This is a genomic window from Microcoleus sp. w2-18bC1 (genome assembly GCF_036700365.1).
Lineage (GTDB): Bacteria > Cyanobacteriota > Cyanobacteriia > Cyanobacteriales > Microcoleaceae > Microcoleus.
Genome location: NZ_JAUBOS010000002.1, coordinates 202,456 through 218,496, shown reverse-complemented (window position 1 = coordinate 218,496; position 16,041 = coordinate 202,456). Strand labels below are relative to the sequence as shown.

Here is a 16,041-nt window from a genome sequence, read left to right as displayed (position 1 = left end):
AATCTTTTGCGTCATGTGTCCTATTTTATGACACTTTGTGTACTCTGCTTACTTTTTTTCTCTCCTACCCCTACTTATTGAGCCGATACCATACAAACATATGAATTTACCAAAGTTGATCGCAGTTGCTTGTAGTGCGATCGTCCTTGAATTATAGGGACACGGCAATGCCGTGCCCTGACTGCCAAGTTTCGTTCCAACTAATTTCCAGTTGTTTCACGGACGGTCAAACTGTACTTGCCTCTACCTTTTGGAGGCGGATCGTAAGCATTGACAATGACGCGATAGCGACCATTCGCAGACAAGGTAACAGAAATCTCTGAATTGGAATTTTGCTGCGTTGCATCATCATTTTCTCCAAGTAGCTCGCCCTGGGAGTTGAAAATAGCGAGATAAGTATCAAACTCGGTACTTTCTACGGTAATAATCACTTTCTGACCCTGAGTGCCTTCAAAGGTATACTCGTCGTACAAACTGCTGTCTGAGGGCAGTACAGAAGACTTAGCAGGGCTGAGTTCTCCGTTTTGCTCTAAAATGATTTTAGATGAACCCGCATCAGGACTCCGCGGAGGTTCTACAGTAGGGCTCTGAGTTGGCGAACTTTGTGGTGATGGCGACGGGTTGGGACTTGCTTGAGCTAAAACACCCTTTTCAGCAGGCTTCGCATCAGTTAAATTTTGAGGAAATTCTGCTGAAATGAGGGTGGAACTACTGTTAGCAACTCCACCTAAATTTGAAACTGGCGGCGAGACAGTCGCTTTGCCAGAAAAAGTAGCTACCAGAGCAATTGGCGCGATCGCCCACAATCTAACTTGACGCATGAATTACCTCGGTTTGCAACGAAGAAGGAAGTTCGGCAACGGATTCGCTCGACGGATTTAACGGATGGAAGAAGGAAGTTCGGCAACGAGCAATGTACGGATTTAACGGATGGAAGGAAGCAGGAAAAATAATTCGACCAATTCCCAATTAGCCATTACCAATTACCAATTCCCAATTAGCCATTACCAATTCCCAATTACCCATTTTCACCGGACTGTTAGAGTGTAACGACCCCGACCCGAAGCATCGTAAGCATTGACAATTACGCGATAGCGACCCGTAGCGGGCAAAGTAACGGTCAGAAACGCATTTTTAGTCGAATCGCTCTCATCGTCATTTTCTGCCACTAATCGGCCGTTAGGGTCAAAGATAGCCACATAGGGATCGAAATCTGTACTTTCGAGGGAAATGGCTACAGACTGACCCGATCGACCTTCAAAAGTATACTCTCGATACAGACTGTTGTCAGACGGCAATACTGGGCCTCCTGCGACTAAAGCGCCTTCTTCTTGCAAAATCGCCCGAGAAGGCGCGGTAGGAGCACTCGCTTTCAGTTCTAACGTATAAGCCCCTGACTGCTTAGCTTGGTAGGAATTTGCCACTAACGTGTAAGTCCCGTCTGCTGGCAACCTGACTGTAATTCTGGCGTCTTTACTGCCGGCCCCGTCATCGTCTTGTGCGATTTCGCGCTGGTTGGGCCCGAGCAAAATTAAATAAGGGTCAATTTCTTGACTTTTCATTTCTATGGTGATTTGCTGGCCCGCTTTTCCCTCAAACGAGTAGAGGTCAAAAAAGCTGTTGTCTGTGGGCAGAACGCTAGACTTCTCGGTGAGGAGGCCGCTAACGGCGGGCCCGTTTAACGCAACTTTTTGAGGTGATTTGTTGCCACCAAAGGGCGATCGGGCTTGAGCCACGCGGGGAGCCCGCCCTTCTCGCACCGCTGTCAGGAAAGCGGGTAATTTGTCTGCGGAAATTGCAAAACCGATACCGATATTACCTCCACCCCGACCGCGAGTAAAAATAGAAGTATTGACGCCGATTAATTCTCCTGAACTGTTTAGCAGCGGGCCTCCTGAATTGCCGGGATTGATGGCGGCGTCGGTTTGAATTAAGCCCCGCTGCTGGTCGATGCGACTGACGATTCCGACTGTAAAAGTACCTTGAAATTGACCGAAGGGATTGCCGATCGCAAATGCTTGTTGCCCGACTTTCACCGAACCTGGACGGGCTACAGGAATAGTGGGCAAATTGTTTTGACCGCGAATCTTAACCACGGCTAAGTCTAGACCTTCTTCGCCGAATCCGATGACATCGGCGACAAGTTTTCTGCCGTCTGACAAAATGATATTGACGGTACCGCCTGCCGAAACAACGTGGGCGTTCGTTAACACCATGCCGTCGGGGCTGATAATTGTGCCACTGCCGTTAGATTTATCTGTATCGACTGTAACAACCGCCGGACTAGCCTTTTCGTAGACTCGAATATTGGTTTGTTCTTCGACAGTTTGGGCGATCGCACCCTGGGAATGCACCGAGTTAAATTCCGTTAAATCTGTTGATTGCCGCACAGGGGATGTCGTAACAACCGCACTGGCGCTGGCTGCAACCCCAACCGTTAAAATTCCCGATACTGCTAAACTTAGAAGTTTGAAATTCATGGCGATCGATTTAGTATTTAGCGATCGGTAGCTAGGAATTAGGTTTTGTGGCTAACCCCTAACTACCTTCTCTAATTATTTTAGGACGTGCACCACGGTAGTGACATTCCTCACGCCGGTTCTCCTATTCGGGAATCTGAATCAGCAGCTAAATACTTAAAATTAGCTTGTCGTACCGCAGCATCCTCATTGCCGTAGAAAAAAGACAGCAAAGCAAAACGCTGGCCGCTAATCACCGGCGTCGCTTCATGCAGCAAAGAACACGAAAAAATAATCGCCGTGCCACAATCCCCTTTATAACCGTGTGGCGCGTACTCTGGAAACCGTAAAAATCCCCCCGTGTACTCTCCCACATTCAAGTTTAGCGTCATCGCAAACCTGCGGTGCAGGGTAGCTTTGCTAGTGTTGTCGCGGTGTGGGCGAAAATAACCGCCGCTGTCAGCATCGTAACAACCTATCAAGTACCGTTCAAACCTGGTAATTGTAAACTGAAAAGCTTTTTCTACTTCCGGCCGCACCCGGCGCAAAATAATCGAATTCAATCGCTGCTGTAACTTCGGGTCTTCAATAAAGAAATCTCGGCGCTTCTTAAAAGTGTCGTCGTGCAAGCCAACTGTTTTCCCGCCTATTTGCCTCATAAAGCCCGAAGGACTGCCACCGTGAGTTTTGTACATATCGATTAAACTGCGGCAAGATGCTTTGTCCAAAACATTAGGAATTACCAACACCGGGGCGTGAGGAGTTGCCGGTCGCCCTTCCTCAATCGGGGGCAAAGTTTTGAGAAAATCTAATACTTGCTGGGCGTGTTGGTGCGGTTCGCCCATCGGCAAAATATTAATTACCTGAAGGTTTTCGTTGAGTACAAAAGTTTGGGGTGAATAGTGAACTCCGGCAACTCCATTTTCTTCGACCTCTCGGAAAACACCATACTGCTGACTGACTTTTTTGTCTAAGTCCCAGAAAAATATGAATGACGGAGCAATTGTTGTTGGTCTGTTTTGTTCTTTGTCTGCTGGGTCAACGCTCACTCCGAACCTGGGTACTTGCAAGCTTTGGAATTCTTCTGAAAGCTCTTGAAAGCTTTTGAGGATAACTTGGATTTGTTCAAAAGCTGCACTGGCAAAGAAAAACAGCACGACTCGCCGGCCGCCAACAGTCGGGAAATGAAATAAGGGGTTATTTGTAGAAGGAACGGAAAACCAGGGAGCCGGATCTCCTATTTCGAGTAATGGCATCTTGCTGATTTAAGATTTGGGATTTTATATTTAGATTATTATGCTGTCGATTAGTTCCACAGGTTCGGTAGGCCAATCGATTTTAGATTTTAGATTTTAGATTTTAGATTTTAGATTTTAGATTTTAGATTTTAGAATTGAAGCATTGACTTGCGCGAAATAAATTCGGGGGGAAGTTTCTCGGATACAGGTTTTTTATTTCTGGACGGATGAATCACGTGGCGGGTATCCTGGATGCTTGATTGTCAAAATAACTTTGAAAAAGATTAGCTTTTCTTTGTGTATATCTCCGTTGGTCTGGGTTTTCACCCTCGCAATTTACAGTCTTTTTAATCACTTTCATATCTGAGAATAAGTAGATGGGCATCAATAAACGCAACTTATTTTTTCGCCGGCTGGCACGATAAAAGTTTAGTTTCACCCATCTACTTAGTGTTTGCCTATTTGTCGAAACTGGGGGAATTATCGGGTTGGTCTTCCGGGTATTCTACAGGTCGATACTCCACGTAGTCTGACGGCGGTGCTTCCACGTCGCGGTTGCTGGGGCGAGACCTGGATGATTCCGTAGGACGGGGTTTTTTGGTTCTCGGCGGCGTATCGGAACTGCGGTTTTCCGAAGCAGGGGGGCGACTGCTGCGGCTGCGGGTCGGTCTTTCTTCGGGGTTGTCTGAAACGTCCCAGTTGTCCGACTCTTGGGCAGGCGGGGCTTCTGGGCGAGAGGGACGTTTGCGCGAGGATCGATCGGGCGAGTCGGGCCGTCCGGTGTTAACGCTGCCGTTGCGATTCGAGGGGCGGCGGCGAGGTTCGTCGTCGTAGGCTTCCCGAGAGGAACGGTAGTCTTGGCTGCCTCTGATGCGGGGACGCGGCGGATAGTCTTCCTCTGGTTCTAGCTGCTCCATTTCGGCATCGTAGCCCTCGTAACCGTAAGCGTTGCTGACCGGTCGCTCTTCATCTACGTATTGGGCGCGAGTTTTGGCTTGGGCTGTGGTCGCTCCTCGCAGCTTAATGCTTTCTGCTGCAAAAAATATGGCGGAACCCGTCAACAGAAATTGACCGAATGCCAGAATTGGGTCAAGTCGCCATCCTTGAAATAACAGAATACCGCCGCACAGCAAGCCGACTGCTGCAAAAAAAATATCGTGGTCTCGGGCTAGTTTGGGACGCCACGATCGCAGAAAATACAGTCCTGCCCCTGCTACTGCTAGGATAATCCCTAACAGGCTGCTCCAGTTCAATCCTAAATTGACCATTAGCCTATCTCCTATGTCTTTCCTATGTTAGCGAGTTAGATTTTACATCTATCATTAAGTCTGTCAGCCCGACTGTGCTTTCTGGGGCAGCGTCCGGTCAGGGTTTCAGCTTGGTAAGTGAGTATAATAATGAGTTTAACGGGAAAAAACCTCAGCTTGGCAGTCAACCGAAGGTTTTGCCTTGACAGTTGCTGGCAGCCGAGGTTTCTCGGATCGGGGAAATGCCCGACGTGTAGCCGAAAATTGACTTGCAGCGCCGGACTTAGAAACCCGCTGACTTTTTAGGTGCGCTTGATTTTGTCTTTTTGGCTGATGAAGATCAGGGCGATCGTTGCTGGAATCACTACCACTGTCACGCCCACCAGCAGGCTGTACAAAAAGTTCGCGAGAGAAGGAGTCATAGATTCAAAGCCTTTGTTACAACAATTTGATTTTTATTAATTTTATACTTTCGATCGCACCTGTGAAACGGTTAAAATTATGAATAGCAGACTTAACAAAACTTAAAATTTCGAGATAAGACCCATGACTGGTATTACCGTTGCAAGTTGGATTCTGGGATCTGTCCTAGTCGTGATGACCTTGCTGTTTATTTTTCGGATCGTCCTGACTTGGTATCCCGAGGTGAACCTGAGCAAGTTGCCGTTGAGTCTGATTGCTTGGCCGACGGAACCTTTTTTAGCCGTAACTAGAAAGATTGTACCGCCGATCGGCGGGGTGGACATTACGCCGATTATTTGGGTGGGTATCTGTAGCTTGCTGCGAGAAATGATTCTCGGTCAGCAGGGGCTACTGACAATGATGATGTAGAAGTTGGCGGTTGACTGTTGACTGTTGGCGGTTGACTGCCAACTGCCAACTGCCAACTGACTAATGACTGTTTTGGTTCAAGAACTGTTCGACGAAATTCGTGTAAACTTCGCCGCTGAGAAACTCGGGGGAATCGAGGATTTTTTGGTGGAAGCTGAGGGTGGTAGGAACGCCGGTGATAGCACATTCCCGCAATGCCCGTTTCATCCTGCGGATGGCTGTTGGTCGATCGCGCCCCCATACAATTACTTTACCGATTAAAGAATCGTAGTAAGCGGGTATTTCGTAATCGGTGTAGACGTGAGAGTCCATCCGCACGCCGGGGCCACCAGGAGGCAAATAACCGCTGATTATGCCGGGGTGGGGTCGGAAATTGCGATCGGGATCTTCAGCATTGATGCGACACTCGATCGCGTGGCCGTTGAGAATGACTTGGTTTTGCTTGATTTGCAGTTTTTCTCCTTGGGCGATGCGGATTTGTTCGGCAATCAAATCGAGGCCTGTAATCATCTCGGTGACGGGATGTTCTACTTGGATGCGGGTGTTCATTTCCATAAAGTAGAACTTGCCCGATTTGTCAAGTAAAAATTCGACAGTGCCCGCACCCGTGTAGTTGATGGATTTGGCAGCGGCAATGGCGGCGTGACCCATTTGATCTCGCAGTTTCTGGCTGAGGGCTGGGCTGGGGGCTTCTTCGAGGAGTTTCTGATGTCGGCGCTGAATCGAACAATCTCTCTCGCCGAGGTGGATGACGTTACCGTAGTTGTCGGCGAGGATTTGGATTTCGATGTGCCGGGGTTTTTCGATGAATTTTTCGAGGTAAAGTCCGGGGTTGCCGAAGGCTGCGTCGGCTTCGCCTTGGGCTGCTGAGAATAGTTTGGGGAGTTCCGAGGGTTCTCTAACTAGCCTCATGCCGCGGCCTCCACCGCCGGCGGTGGCTTTGATCATCACAGGATAGCCGATGTCGCGGGCGATCGACAAAGCTTCGCGATCGTCCGCCAGCAATCCGTCGCTACCGGGAACTGTGGGGACTTTCACTCGCTGCATGGTTTCTTTGGCAGTGGATTTGTCGCCCATCGCCCGCATTGCTGCCGGAGACGGCCCGATGAAGGTAATTTGATGGTCGGCGCAGATTTCGGCAAATCGGGCGTTTTCGGCGAGGAAGCCGTAACCGGGGTGAATGGCTGCTGCGTTGCGCGTCAGGGCGGCCGCGATGATGTTGGGGATGTTTAAATAGCTTTTGCTGCTGGTGGGGGGGCCGATGCAAACGGCTTCGTCTGCCAACTGGACGTGCAAGGCGTGTTTATCTACGGTGGAGTGTACGGCGACCGTGGCAATCCCCATTTCCTCGCAGGTCCGCAATATGCGGAGAGCTATTTCTCCCCGATTAGCGATTAAAATTTTCGAGAACCCCATCTTCGCTGCTTAATTCACTCAATATTCTGTACAATAATGCCTTTCGGTATGTTCTGGATAATCGTTTTCCAGAAATTGTTCACAAAAATTTATTTTACATTTTGCTGGTAGTGGTGCTATGATTGTAAATCGGCGGTCTCAAAGGGCAAGTCACAAGTTAAATGTCAGGAACCTCAACCTGTAAATCTTTAACTCGTAACGCAAAAATCCCGGAGATTGCCAGAAATAGCGGATGTGGCGGAATTGGTATACGCGCACGCTTGAGGTGCGTGTGGCAATATGTCCTTGCGAGTTCGAGTCTCGCCATCCGCATTGAATATATAAAACAACTGTTGACAGTTTTGGCTGTCGGCAGTTGTTTTATATTGAGTGGTTTTTCTAGAAAGTCGATCGAGTAACGTAGGGTGCGGATTCATCAGATATCTTTAAGTGCGATCGAACTTCTGACAGATCCGCACCATACAAAATACTCTTTAACTGTCGATCGACTATTGTGTTTGAATTAAAAACATAGATACTTATCGTTTGTCAAGTAGAATGGGGTTAGTTAGGTTCCGAATCCGAGAGTTGGCTGACGAAAAAGGATGGACGCTAAAGGATGTTGCCGATCGATCGGAGGTTCCGTACAGCACAGTCAGGCACTATGCTCGATCCGAAGGACTAGCAACGGTTGATATCACATCCATTCAAAAGATAGCTCGCACCCTCGATGTTTTGATTGAGGAGTTGATGGAAGTTGTTAAAGAATAATAATGAGAATGGTGTTGGATAGTGCCACAATATTTTGGGGAGGCTAATCAGAAAGAAATCCGTCAATATGCAGAAATTATCGCCATGACGGATGATGTATATACAATAGCTAATTATCTAGAGATTTCTGAACAAATTATCCGCCAAGTAAAAGAACACATATTTATCAAGGAACACGAGCTTGACATTCCCAATGATGAGACAAATACTATTAGTCATGTCCGAGGTAATTTTACACCCGATGGTGAGATTGCTGATTTATGGATAAGTGCAAAAAATGGTGAGCTACAACCGAGAGAACTTAGCAAGTTTAAACGGTTGATAGCCCATGAGTATATAGAGCAAGCACTAATGGCCGATGGACTTCCTTATCGATCGCCTAAAGCTTGGATAGAGCATCCCATGTATGGTTTTGGCAACTGGCCAACCCCGGATAATTTCGGAGCACACGATATAGCTCCTCATACCAGCCAGCCCAATCCATTTTCCCACTGGGTTAACATAATAGGTAAGTCAGCGGAAGGACTGATGCTTGCGGACAACCTCTCGAATCTTGATGAGTTGCTTGAAGCGATTAGAGAAAGAATATGACTGCGAAAACAATTACCGACACTGCACTAGAGCGAATTTTAGCAATTAAATGGGAGCCAGACGATAGTCGCGTTAACTCTCACATTGCCCTTTTGCGAGAATACTTGAGACGTGCTGCGCTGTGGGCCAAGGCTTTAGATTGTACGGATGAATGGCCGTTTTTTGATGTGGCTGCTCATATTGATTCTCTAGATGCCGATGAAACTAAGGTTAAAGTGCTTAAGACTCATTTCACAGAGACACCGTTTTATGTGGCGGGTATTATTGAGAAAACCTGCGAGTGGTTCCTTCATTGGGATAGCGCGAAAAATTCACCAAAAGTCAGTGAATTTACTCTACCTGAACCCTACGAACCGCTAATCCTAATGTATGAACGCGGTGGCATATTCTCTATGGAACATGGATTTTTTGATTTTGCTGTTGGGGGTTTTCCTAGAGGTAAATGGCAGAAATACGACCAAATCATGCCTTTGCTGGAACTAGATGCGAGAACTTTAGATCGACTAGATATTGATTCGGGCGATGGGTTGAATGCAATTAACCCGAAAGCAGAGGGAGATTACACATCAATAGAGCGAGGTTGATTTTCGGAACTAGGTAAACTTGTCTGCGCGGATGATAGTTTTAACACTTTACGAGCAATCAGCCAAGCAACTCCTCCCAAGACTCCACCGCCTAAGAAATTAACTATAATGGAACTAAAGAAGGGATGAAGTTTCTTTGTTTGTCTATCTGCTGTTTCAACCGCCGGGTTTCTACACAAAAGAAGTACAATAATTATGGCAAAATAAGAATTACTCATTTATTTGATCGCCCTTATCCCAATGACTACCGTTACCCAAGCAGAAATTGAACAGTATCGCTCCCAATTACAAGAATATCCCGATGCTCTAAAAGATCTTGATGTACTTGAAGAGTGTGAAGGCGATTTAGAATATGCAGCCGAAACCTTAGCAATTAAGTCAGGAGAATTAGACAACGATCTAGATGCAAGAAACCCAAATGAGCCTAGCTTGTTAGAAAAAGCAGCCGATAAATTACGTCCTCATATTTGTACGCAAGCCTTTAAAGACGTATTGAGTCAAGGTTTTGCTGTTGCATTGGGTTCGCTAATAACTGCTGGCGTTTACCCAGGAGTACCATTAACACTGGTACTTATTTACATAAGCACGAAAAATTTGGACAATTTTTGTCAGGATTGCTAAACGCCGATCGCAGTGAAGCCAGCCCAGTAATGAGGATCAGCAAAAGGAAACGGCTTGCGGTTCAGTGCGCCTTCCAGAGGAGCATTAACAAAGCGTGTGCGTTCTTTTTTGGGCAACAGTTTAAATGTTTGATCGATTTGCGGTTTGAGGCATTTTAATAATGCTTCAAGCGCCTCTGAGGTCAGATTCCGCAGCCATTGTTGTGCCTCATTGAGAGCAGTAACCGTTGATAGAGTTTCTAGGTTTTCATAGAACCGAATCAGTAACAAAGTGCTGGCGAGTTCATCCACTTTCCAAAGGGTACTGACCATGCTAGGGCTACCTGCTAAGAGAAATCCGAAAGGTAAGCCGATATATTCATCGCTGGTTCTGGATTCTGTCAATCCAGTTTCGCAGGCGGAGAGGGTGACAAGACGACATTGATTTAGGTCAAGATTAAAGATTTCCAACAGCGTCAAACGTTCTTTATTGGCGAATACCAGGGATGATTCCAAAGGCGAGTCAGGCTCGAACTTGCCGTGACAACCGAAATGGGCGCAGTTGGCAAAGCTGAGTTTCGCGTTTAGAATTGCGTTCTTATTAGCATCATCTTTTGCCAAGAAATCATTAGACTTGAATTTGTGACGGATGTTAGCGGCTTGCAGTTCAAGTAAGTAGCGGTCTTTGGTAGGATTGGCAATAGCAAATAGGTGAGAGAAATTAGGGCGTTGTCGCTGTTTCGCCTGTTGCAGTAGTTGGCAACTGGGGGCATAGCTGACTCCACCAGGGAATAAGTCGAGAAGGCACGATTCGGATTTGGAAAGGGATACAGTGATAGAAGAATCGATTTCATCGGTGCATCCGCTTTCAAACTCCCTTTCGTGGGAGATTGGCAACGCATGAAGGGGGAAAAGATGCAGGAAGCGATGGGGAATTAAAATCAGTCGATCGCACGGTTTCGGAATATTCTTTAAAATCTCATCAAGATGCAAAATCTCAGCTAGGTTTTGGAGGCGGGAGGCTAGTTTTTGCTTCCATTGGGGTTTTATCTCTTTATACTCTTTCCGATACTCGTTATCCCAATTTACCAAGGCTTGAAAGTCTGCTGTTGAAGATTGCCAGATTATTGGTGTTGGGGATTGTGGGGTGATGATGAAAGTTAGAAATTTATCGCCCATGATGTACCACTCAAGAATAGCGGTGTTTTCACCTGTCAGAGTTTCAATGTCTTTGTAGAGGATGGGCTTAACTTTTTGGGTTAGGCTAAAATCAGGATCAATTGATGTAATTTCATGAGCAATCAATTCATCGAGTTGTTTACGCAATTTGGTGAGATGAGTAGAATCGCGGCTAGTGGTTAGGCTGTCGATTGTGAGGCTGCGTTCTCCCAATATTCTGGCACCATTACTGTTACGGTTTATCTGTTCGATTTCCAGTTGTCGCTGTTCGGCCTCAATTTCTCGACCGAGGCGCGACAATTCGTTGAGAACAGTTTCGGGGATATTGCCTTTAGGTTTGATGTCACGGTTGGCAAAGAGTTCTACAAGGTTGCGGGCTTTGCTGCGTTCGACGTATTCTACAGCTTCGGTGTCGCGTTTCAGTTGGATGCAGACTTCTACCATGCCCAGATAGAGTTGATTCCATTCTTCCGCTAATTTCTGTTTGCTTTCATTCCCAGATTGAATCTCACCCCGTAAAAATTCTACTGTTTCAATCGCGCGGGCGTAAGTATCATAAGCGAGTTGCCATTGCTGGTTACTTCGGTGAAAATTACCTAAATTAGATAAAGTCTCTGTATGTTCTTGTGGGAAAGCCTCGCGAGTGCTAATACTTAAAGCCTTGTGATAAAGTGCGATCGCCAGTTCTATATTCTCTGCTCTCTCTCCCCTAATTCTGTTACAGTAGGCAGCCGCCAGATTATTTTGCGTCGTTGCCCAATTTTGGGGAAAGGCATCGCGGGTGCGTACTTCTAATGCCTTGTTGTAAGATGCGATCGCCAGTTCGATATTCTGAGCTTTCTCTCCCCTGATTCTGTAAGTGTAGGCTACTGCCAGATTATTTTGCGTCATTGCCCATTTTTCGGGAAAGGCATCGCGGGTGTAGACGGTTAATGCAGCAGTGAAAGATGCGATCGCATCTTCGATATTCTCTGCTTTTTCTTCCCTGATTCTGTTACTGTAGGTAATTGCCAGATTATTTTGCGTCCTTGCCCAATCTTCGGGAAAGGCATCGGGGGTGAGGACGGTTAATGCAGCAGTGAAATATTCGATCGCCAGTTCGATATACTCTGCTTTCTCTTCCCTGATTCTGTTACTGTAGGCAATTACCAGATTATTTTGCGTCATAGCCCAATCTTCGGGAAAGGCATCGCGCGTGTAGACGGTTAATGCAGCAGTGCAAGATGCGATCGCTAGTTCGATATTCTGAGCTTTCTCTCCCCTGATTCTGTAAGTGTAGGCTACTGCCAGATTATTTTGCGTCCTTGCCCATTTTTCGCTTCCCGGTTCAGAATTATTTAAAAGTATTTGATAACCAGTAATGGCAATTTCAAGATTATTCGCTCTTTTCCCCAGCGGAAAGTTACTAATATGATTACTCAAGTTTCCAATGAAGCAGAGAATAGATCCAATTGCTTCGGGATGTTCGGCAATCCAATTCCGGGCCACTTGCTGTAAAATATCGGCAAAACGGTCATTGAGGAGATGTTGCCGCCCGTCCAGCATCGGGTAAATTACTTTAATATCGCTATTGCTATCTTCTTCTGCTTGCAATAAGTCTAGGATAAAGTTTTCATACTCTTGTGAATTTTCAATTTCAGAGCGATCGCTATCTCCCTCATTATTCATCCCCAATAATTGCCCTACCTGACTGGCAAGATTTCGTAAAAAATTAGCGTGATTTTCCTGTCCTTCCTCTGCCAAGTTTTCTGCTACTACCTCGCAAACTTGGAGAAACCCCGAATCTACCAATTCTAAGTTAGCCTGTACAATCTGCTGTTCCTCACCTTTGGGGCAATTCAGGAGTGTCTCAACCAATTGCTGATAAGCTTGGGCGCGGGTTTCTTCCATTGTGGGGAGTTGTCAGTAACACCGATGTTTATTTTACCATGATTGGTGGTTTGGCGGTTGACGCTCCCCCGTATCAATTTTTACCCCATCCCGAACAAGTAATCGAAATTACCGTCTCCCACAGAGTCTCTAAGCGTATTGATGATTTTCTTTGTATTATCGTAAGGCCCTTCAACATAACAAGGTTGTCCATTGCGACCGAATTTCAAGCCGATTTCGCTGGTTAATTCTCCTAAATGAGCCTTCGACTCCTCGAAATCGCGATGCGGTTCAAAGCCTAATGTTTTGGCATAGGCGATCGCACCCCAAACCAGGGCTTGTGCTTGCTCTAAACTAATCTCCTCGTACTCTTGCATAAACTGCGAGTAAGAAAGCTGAACGAATTTTTTATATTGGCTATCGTTGCAGTTACGTGGCGGGATGACATCCTTGACTCCCAAACACCAGTAGTCGATCAAATAAGAGGCTGTAACAAAACGATTGTATCCCTTGGAACGAGTCACCACCACTAAACCCAAACCGCTCGTTTCAGAGGTTTCATTTCCCAACAATACCTTCGCAAAATTTACATCCACGAGACATTGAGCAACGGGCAATAACTCTCCTTTTTCGGCGCTAGCGAGGGCTGTTTGTTCTGCATGAGATTGAAGAAAGGTACTGACTTCGGATGCTTTCAATCCTAACTTTCGGGCAATTTGTTTGGGCGTTAATTGGCGATCGCGCAGGTTGAGAATTTCTTGTTCTTGTTCGGGCTGCATGGTTTTTCTATTGCCGTCAGGGCTGGGTTTGATCTGAGTCGATCATTGTACCGCGTTTTTGCGACCAACTTCCTAACATTGCAAAGATTGAGGAAAAAACCCGGTTTCTTTGATGGTGCGATCGCCCAGAAACCTCGGTTAGCCCGATAGTCCGCCAGGGGTTGAAACCCCTGTCTCATAGCGAAAGTCCTCTGAAGAGAACTAAAGAGTTTTTCATTTTTATCTCGAATTTTCAGTCGGTTTCAACCGAATTTCGCTATTAGCCAGGGGTTTCAACCCTTGGCGGATGTGGGTGACACCACTTTACTTTATACTTCGTGTAAAATCCGACTATTCAAACGCTCATATTCATCCTCTAGTAGCCACATTTTAGCCGATTCGTAATTGTCAGTGGTAAAGATAACTTTATAGTCTTGTGCCGGGTTATGGATGCAAAATTTTCCTGAAATTTCCTTGACTAACATCAGGATATAAGGAGGAGATATCAGAGTATCCGCCCAGATTTCCGCAAACTCCCACTCAGTCTCTTGCTCTGATTCTTGACTAATTTTAGTAGCTTGTGCGGGGTCTTGTGCGAGGTATGACATGGTATTTACCTGTAGTTTTTTTAATCTTTATTTCACCGTAATTTAGTGGTAGCTGAGTACCGTCTGCTTTCAGTATATAACCAATTGGTTCTGAAAAGTACAATCCATAGCGTTCATAATTGTCCTCTACATCGTCCTCTCCTGTGCGTTCCCCTCTTAGCTTAATTTATGCGGCCACTCTTTCCATTGTTTCTCTATCATTAAAGAGATGGACGATTCCTTCGCTTTCAAATTCACTTTGGGCTTTTTGGGTTCCGGGGAGATGTTTATCAATGAGACTGGTTCGAGTTTCTAGAGTAATTTCATGGTCAATTCCACTCATAACTCTATTCTATCTTAATTATATACCATTCATCGATGAATTTAGTTTAGTCTTGGAACCACGGGTGGCCAGAAACCGGGTTTTTGCGACAGACTTGGTGACAGTGCAAAGATTTGGAAACAACCCGGTTTCTTTGATGGTGGGCGGGTGTAAAAACCTAATTTTGCGCTAATTCCGGCGGCCGCCCCATCAAGCCTGTCATCAAGCGCAAGGCTAAAAACCTCACTGGGGGAATTGTCCGTAAACACCACAATCCAAAGCGGCGAAATGCTACAATTGGCAGCCAAGTATTAGAAAATAATCTGTCTAGAAAATCGGTAAATCCTAACACGATTAAATTCTCTTTTTTCCGCCAGTTGTGATACCCTTTCAATACTCGCAAATCGCCGATGTCTTCGCCTTTTTGGTGCGCTTGCTGCAAGATTTGGGCGATCGCCCCTGCGTCTCGAATACCCATATTTAATCCTTGGCCGCCCACGGGATGGCAGCAGTGGGCTGCGTCGCCAATTAGTGCTAATCTAGGCAAAACGTAGCGATCGCTCTGCATTAACTGCACCGGAAATAAAAAGCGATCGCTCTCCAATTCCAAACGCCCCAAAAGCCCGCCCGTTCGCTGTTCCAACAAAGTCAAAAACTCTTTTTCATCCATTTGTTGCAAAGCTTTTGCTTCCGCGTGCGGTGCTGTCCAAACTACTTGACAACGGTTCCCAGGTAATGGTAAAACTCCCATCGGGCCGCTCGGCCAAAAGCGCTCAAAAGCGATATCATTGTGCGGTTTTTCTGCTTTAATAGTGATAGCAACGCAGGATTGCCAGTATTTCCAGCCGCGAGTGCTGATGTTGGCTTCGGTGCGGATGCGCGATCGCGAACCGTCGGCGGCGACTAATAATTTGGTGCGAATTGTCCGAGTTTCGCCGTTTTGTTTGACTTCTATTTCCGCGCAATCGGTTAAATATTTTACCTCCACTACTTCCGCCGGACAAACCCAACTAAAATTCGGGTTTTTTGCCAAACATTCGTGCAAAGCTGACAGCAGGACTCGGTGCTCGCCAACGTAACCTAAAGCTGATTTTGGTACAGGCAATTTGCCAGTATTTCCCAAATCCGGGCGGTGGAATTCGACGACACCGGGATAGTCGCCGTCGCAGAGGCTAATTTGCTCGAAGGTGGTAATTTGCGGCAAGATTTGTTGCCACACGCCGATGCCTTCTAAAATCATTCCTGATAGTAAGGTAATTGCATAGGCTTGTTTTTTGGAGGCTGCTGCTGCGGGGAGTTGGGTTTCAATTATTGCTATTTTTAAGCCGGAATCGCTTAAGGCGCTGGCTAAGGTGGCCCCGACTATGCCGCCTCCGACGATGGCTATGTCAAAGTCGAGTATCGGTGTTTGCGTGGAGGCTGTTGTGGGAGAAAGTTCGTTTACAGGCATTTTCAAGGGATTTTGTCAAAGTTAATTGGATTGTTACTTTTTTATTGTAAAGAATTATTTCGATTTAGGGCGATCGAGAAGAGTAGACTATCGACATCCCTGAAAATCAAGGTTTTCAGACTACGAGCTCCAAATGCAAGTCCTGGATGCACTCGCTAACT

16 protein-coding genes, 1 tRNA gene and 1 pseudogene are annotated in these 16,041 nt (G+C 46.3%); 7 read left to right on the top strand and 11 right to left on the bottom strand.

The annotated features are described in order from the left end of the window. Positions 1 to 200: 200 nt before the first annotated feature. Positions 201 to 821: a pre-peptidase C-terminal domain-containing protein gene (locus QT979_RS03145; RefSeq protein ID WP_333213134.1), complete on the bottom strand. Its 621-nt coding sequence runs from the start codon at positions 819 to 821 to the stop codon at positions 201 to 203. Between QT979_RS03145 and QT979_RS03140 the strand changes: the two genes are divergently transcribed. Then, a complete protein-coding gene (locus QT979_RS03140; protein WP_333213135.1) occupies positions 813 to 953 on the top strand; it encodes a hypothetical protein in 141 nt (46 codons plus the stop codon). The two genes, QT979_RS03145 and QT979_RS03140, sit on opposite strands and share 9 nt — an antisense overlap. A gap of 75 nt (positions 954 to 1,028) precedes the next feature. Here QT979_RS03140 and QT979_RS03135 read toward each other — a convergent pair whose 3' ends face one another. The 4 genes from QT979_RS03135 to psbX form a co-directional block, all read right to left on the bottom strand. Then, positions 1,029 to 2,480, bottom strand: a complete 1,452-nt coding sequence (locus QT979_RS03135; RefSeq protein WP_333213136.1) for a DVUA0089 family protein — start codon at positions 2,478 to 2,480, stop codon at positions 1,029 to 1,031. A 110-nt stretch (positions 2,481 to 2,590) separates the two neighbouring features. Next, positions 2,591 to 3,715, bottom strand: coding sequence for a redoxin domain-containing protein (locus tag QT979_RS03130; protein WP_333213137.1), 1,125 nt, complete (start codon positions 3,713 to 3,715; stop codon positions 2,591 to 2,593). 440 nt (positions 3,716 to 4,155) lie between these two features. Next, a complete protein-coding gene (locus tag QT979_RS03125; protein WP_333308090.1) occupies positions 4,156 to 4,965 on the bottom strand; it encodes a Ycf66 family protein in 810 nt (269 codons plus the stop codon). A gap of 281 nt (positions 4,966 to 5,246) precedes the next feature. After that, positions 5,247 to 5,366 carry a photosystem II reaction center X protein gene (gene psbX, locus QT979_RS03120; protein WP_333041933.1) on the bottom strand — a complete coding sequence of 40 codons (120 nt, stop codon included), beginning with the start codon at positions 5,364 to 5,366 and terminating at the stop codon, positions 5,247 to 5,249. 124 nt (positions 5,367 to 5,490) lie between these two features. On the opposite strand from psbX, the gene QT979_RS03115 reads away from it, so the two are divergent. Beyond that, on the top strand, positions 5,491 to 5,775 hold the full coding sequence (locus QT979_RS03115) for a YggT family protein (protein WP_006634856.1): 285 nt from the start codon (positions 5,491 to 5,493) through the stop codon (positions 5,773 to 5,775). Between the two features lie 60 nt (positions 5,776 to 5,835). On the opposite strand, the gene accC is transcribed toward QT979_RS03115, so the two are convergent. Then, on the bottom strand, positions 5,836 to 7,191 hold the full coding sequence (gene accC, locus QT979_RS03110; RefSeq protein WP_333308089.1) for an acetyl-CoA carboxylase biotin carboxylase subunit: 1,356 nt from the start codon (positions 7,189 to 7,191) through the stop codon (positions 5,836 to 5,838). Positions 7,192 to 7,419: 228 nt separating this feature from the next. Between accC and QT979_RS03105 the strand changes: the two genes are divergently transcribed. From QT979_RS03105 to QT979_RS03085, 5 genes are all read left to right on the top strand, one after another. Next, a tRNA-Leu gene (locus tag QT979_RS03105) sits at positions 7,420 to 7,503 on the top strand. Between the two features lie 225 nt (positions 7,504 to 7,728). Then, complete coding sequence (locus QT979_RS03100) at positions 7,729 to 7,941, top strand: helix-turn-helix domain-containing protein (protein ID WP_006634859.1); 213 nt, start codon at positions 7,729 to 7,731, stop codon at positions 7,939 to 7,941. Positions 7,942 to 7,962: 21 nt separating this feature from the next. Next, a complete protein-coding gene (locus QT979_RS03095) occupies positions 7,963 to 8,532 on the top strand; it encodes a hypothetical protein (protein ID WP_333308087.1) in 570 nt (189 codons plus the stop codon). Then, positions 8,529 to 9,116 carry a hypothetical protein gene (locus QT979_RS03090; RefSeq protein ID WP_333308085.1) on the top strand — a complete coding sequence of 196 codons (588 nt, stop codon included), beginning with the start codon at positions 8,529 to 8,531 and terminating at the stop codon, positions 9,114 to 9,116. Before QT979_RS03095 ends, QT979_RS03090 begins: the two co-directional genes overlap by 4 nt. Positions 9,117 to 9,356: 240 nt before the next feature. Then, positions 9,357 to 9,737, top strand: coding sequence for a hypothetical protein (locus QT979_RS03085; protein WP_333213144.1), 381 nt, complete (start codon positions 9,357 to 9,359; stop codon positions 9,735 to 9,737). Here QT979_RS03085 and QT979_RS03080 read toward each other — a convergent pair. The 5 genes and pseudogenes from QT979_RS03080 to QT979_RS03060 form a co-directional block, all read right to left on the bottom strand. Beyond that, positions 9,734 to 12,784 carry a CHAT domain-containing protein gene (locus QT979_RS03080; RefSeq protein WP_333308082.1) on the bottom strand — a complete coding sequence of 1,017 codons (3,051 nt, stop codon included), beginning with the start codon at positions 12,782 to 12,784 and terminating at the stop codon, positions 9,734 to 9,736. The genes QT979_RS03085 and QT979_RS03080 overlap by 4 nt on opposite strands. A gap of 80 nt (positions 12,785 to 12,864) precedes the next feature. Beyond that, positions 12,865 to 13,542, bottom strand: a complete 678-nt coding sequence (locus QT979_RS03075; protein WP_333308080.1) for a DNA-binding response regulator — start codon at positions 13,540 to 13,542, stop codon at positions 12,865 to 12,867. Between the two features lie 308 nt (positions 13,543 to 13,850). Continuing rightward, entirely contained in the window at positions 13,851 to 14,129 is a 279-nt protein-coding gene (locus QT979_RS03070; RefSeq protein WP_333308078.1) for a hypothetical protein, read from the bottom strand. Beyond that, positions 14,092 to 14,451, bottom strand: a pseudogene (locus tag QT979_RS28945) (DUF6972 family protein). Before QT979_RS28945 ends, QT979_RS03070 begins: the two are co-directional and overlap by 38 nt. Before the next feature lie 157 nt (positions 14,452 to 14,608). Further along, on the bottom strand, positions 14,609 to 15,880 hold the full coding sequence (locus QT979_RS03060; RefSeq protein ID WP_333308074.1) for an FAD-dependent hydroxylase: 1,272 nt from the start codon (positions 15,878 to 15,880) through the stop codon (positions 14,609 to 14,611). Between the last annotated feature and the right edge of the window lie 161 nt (positions 15,881 to 16,041).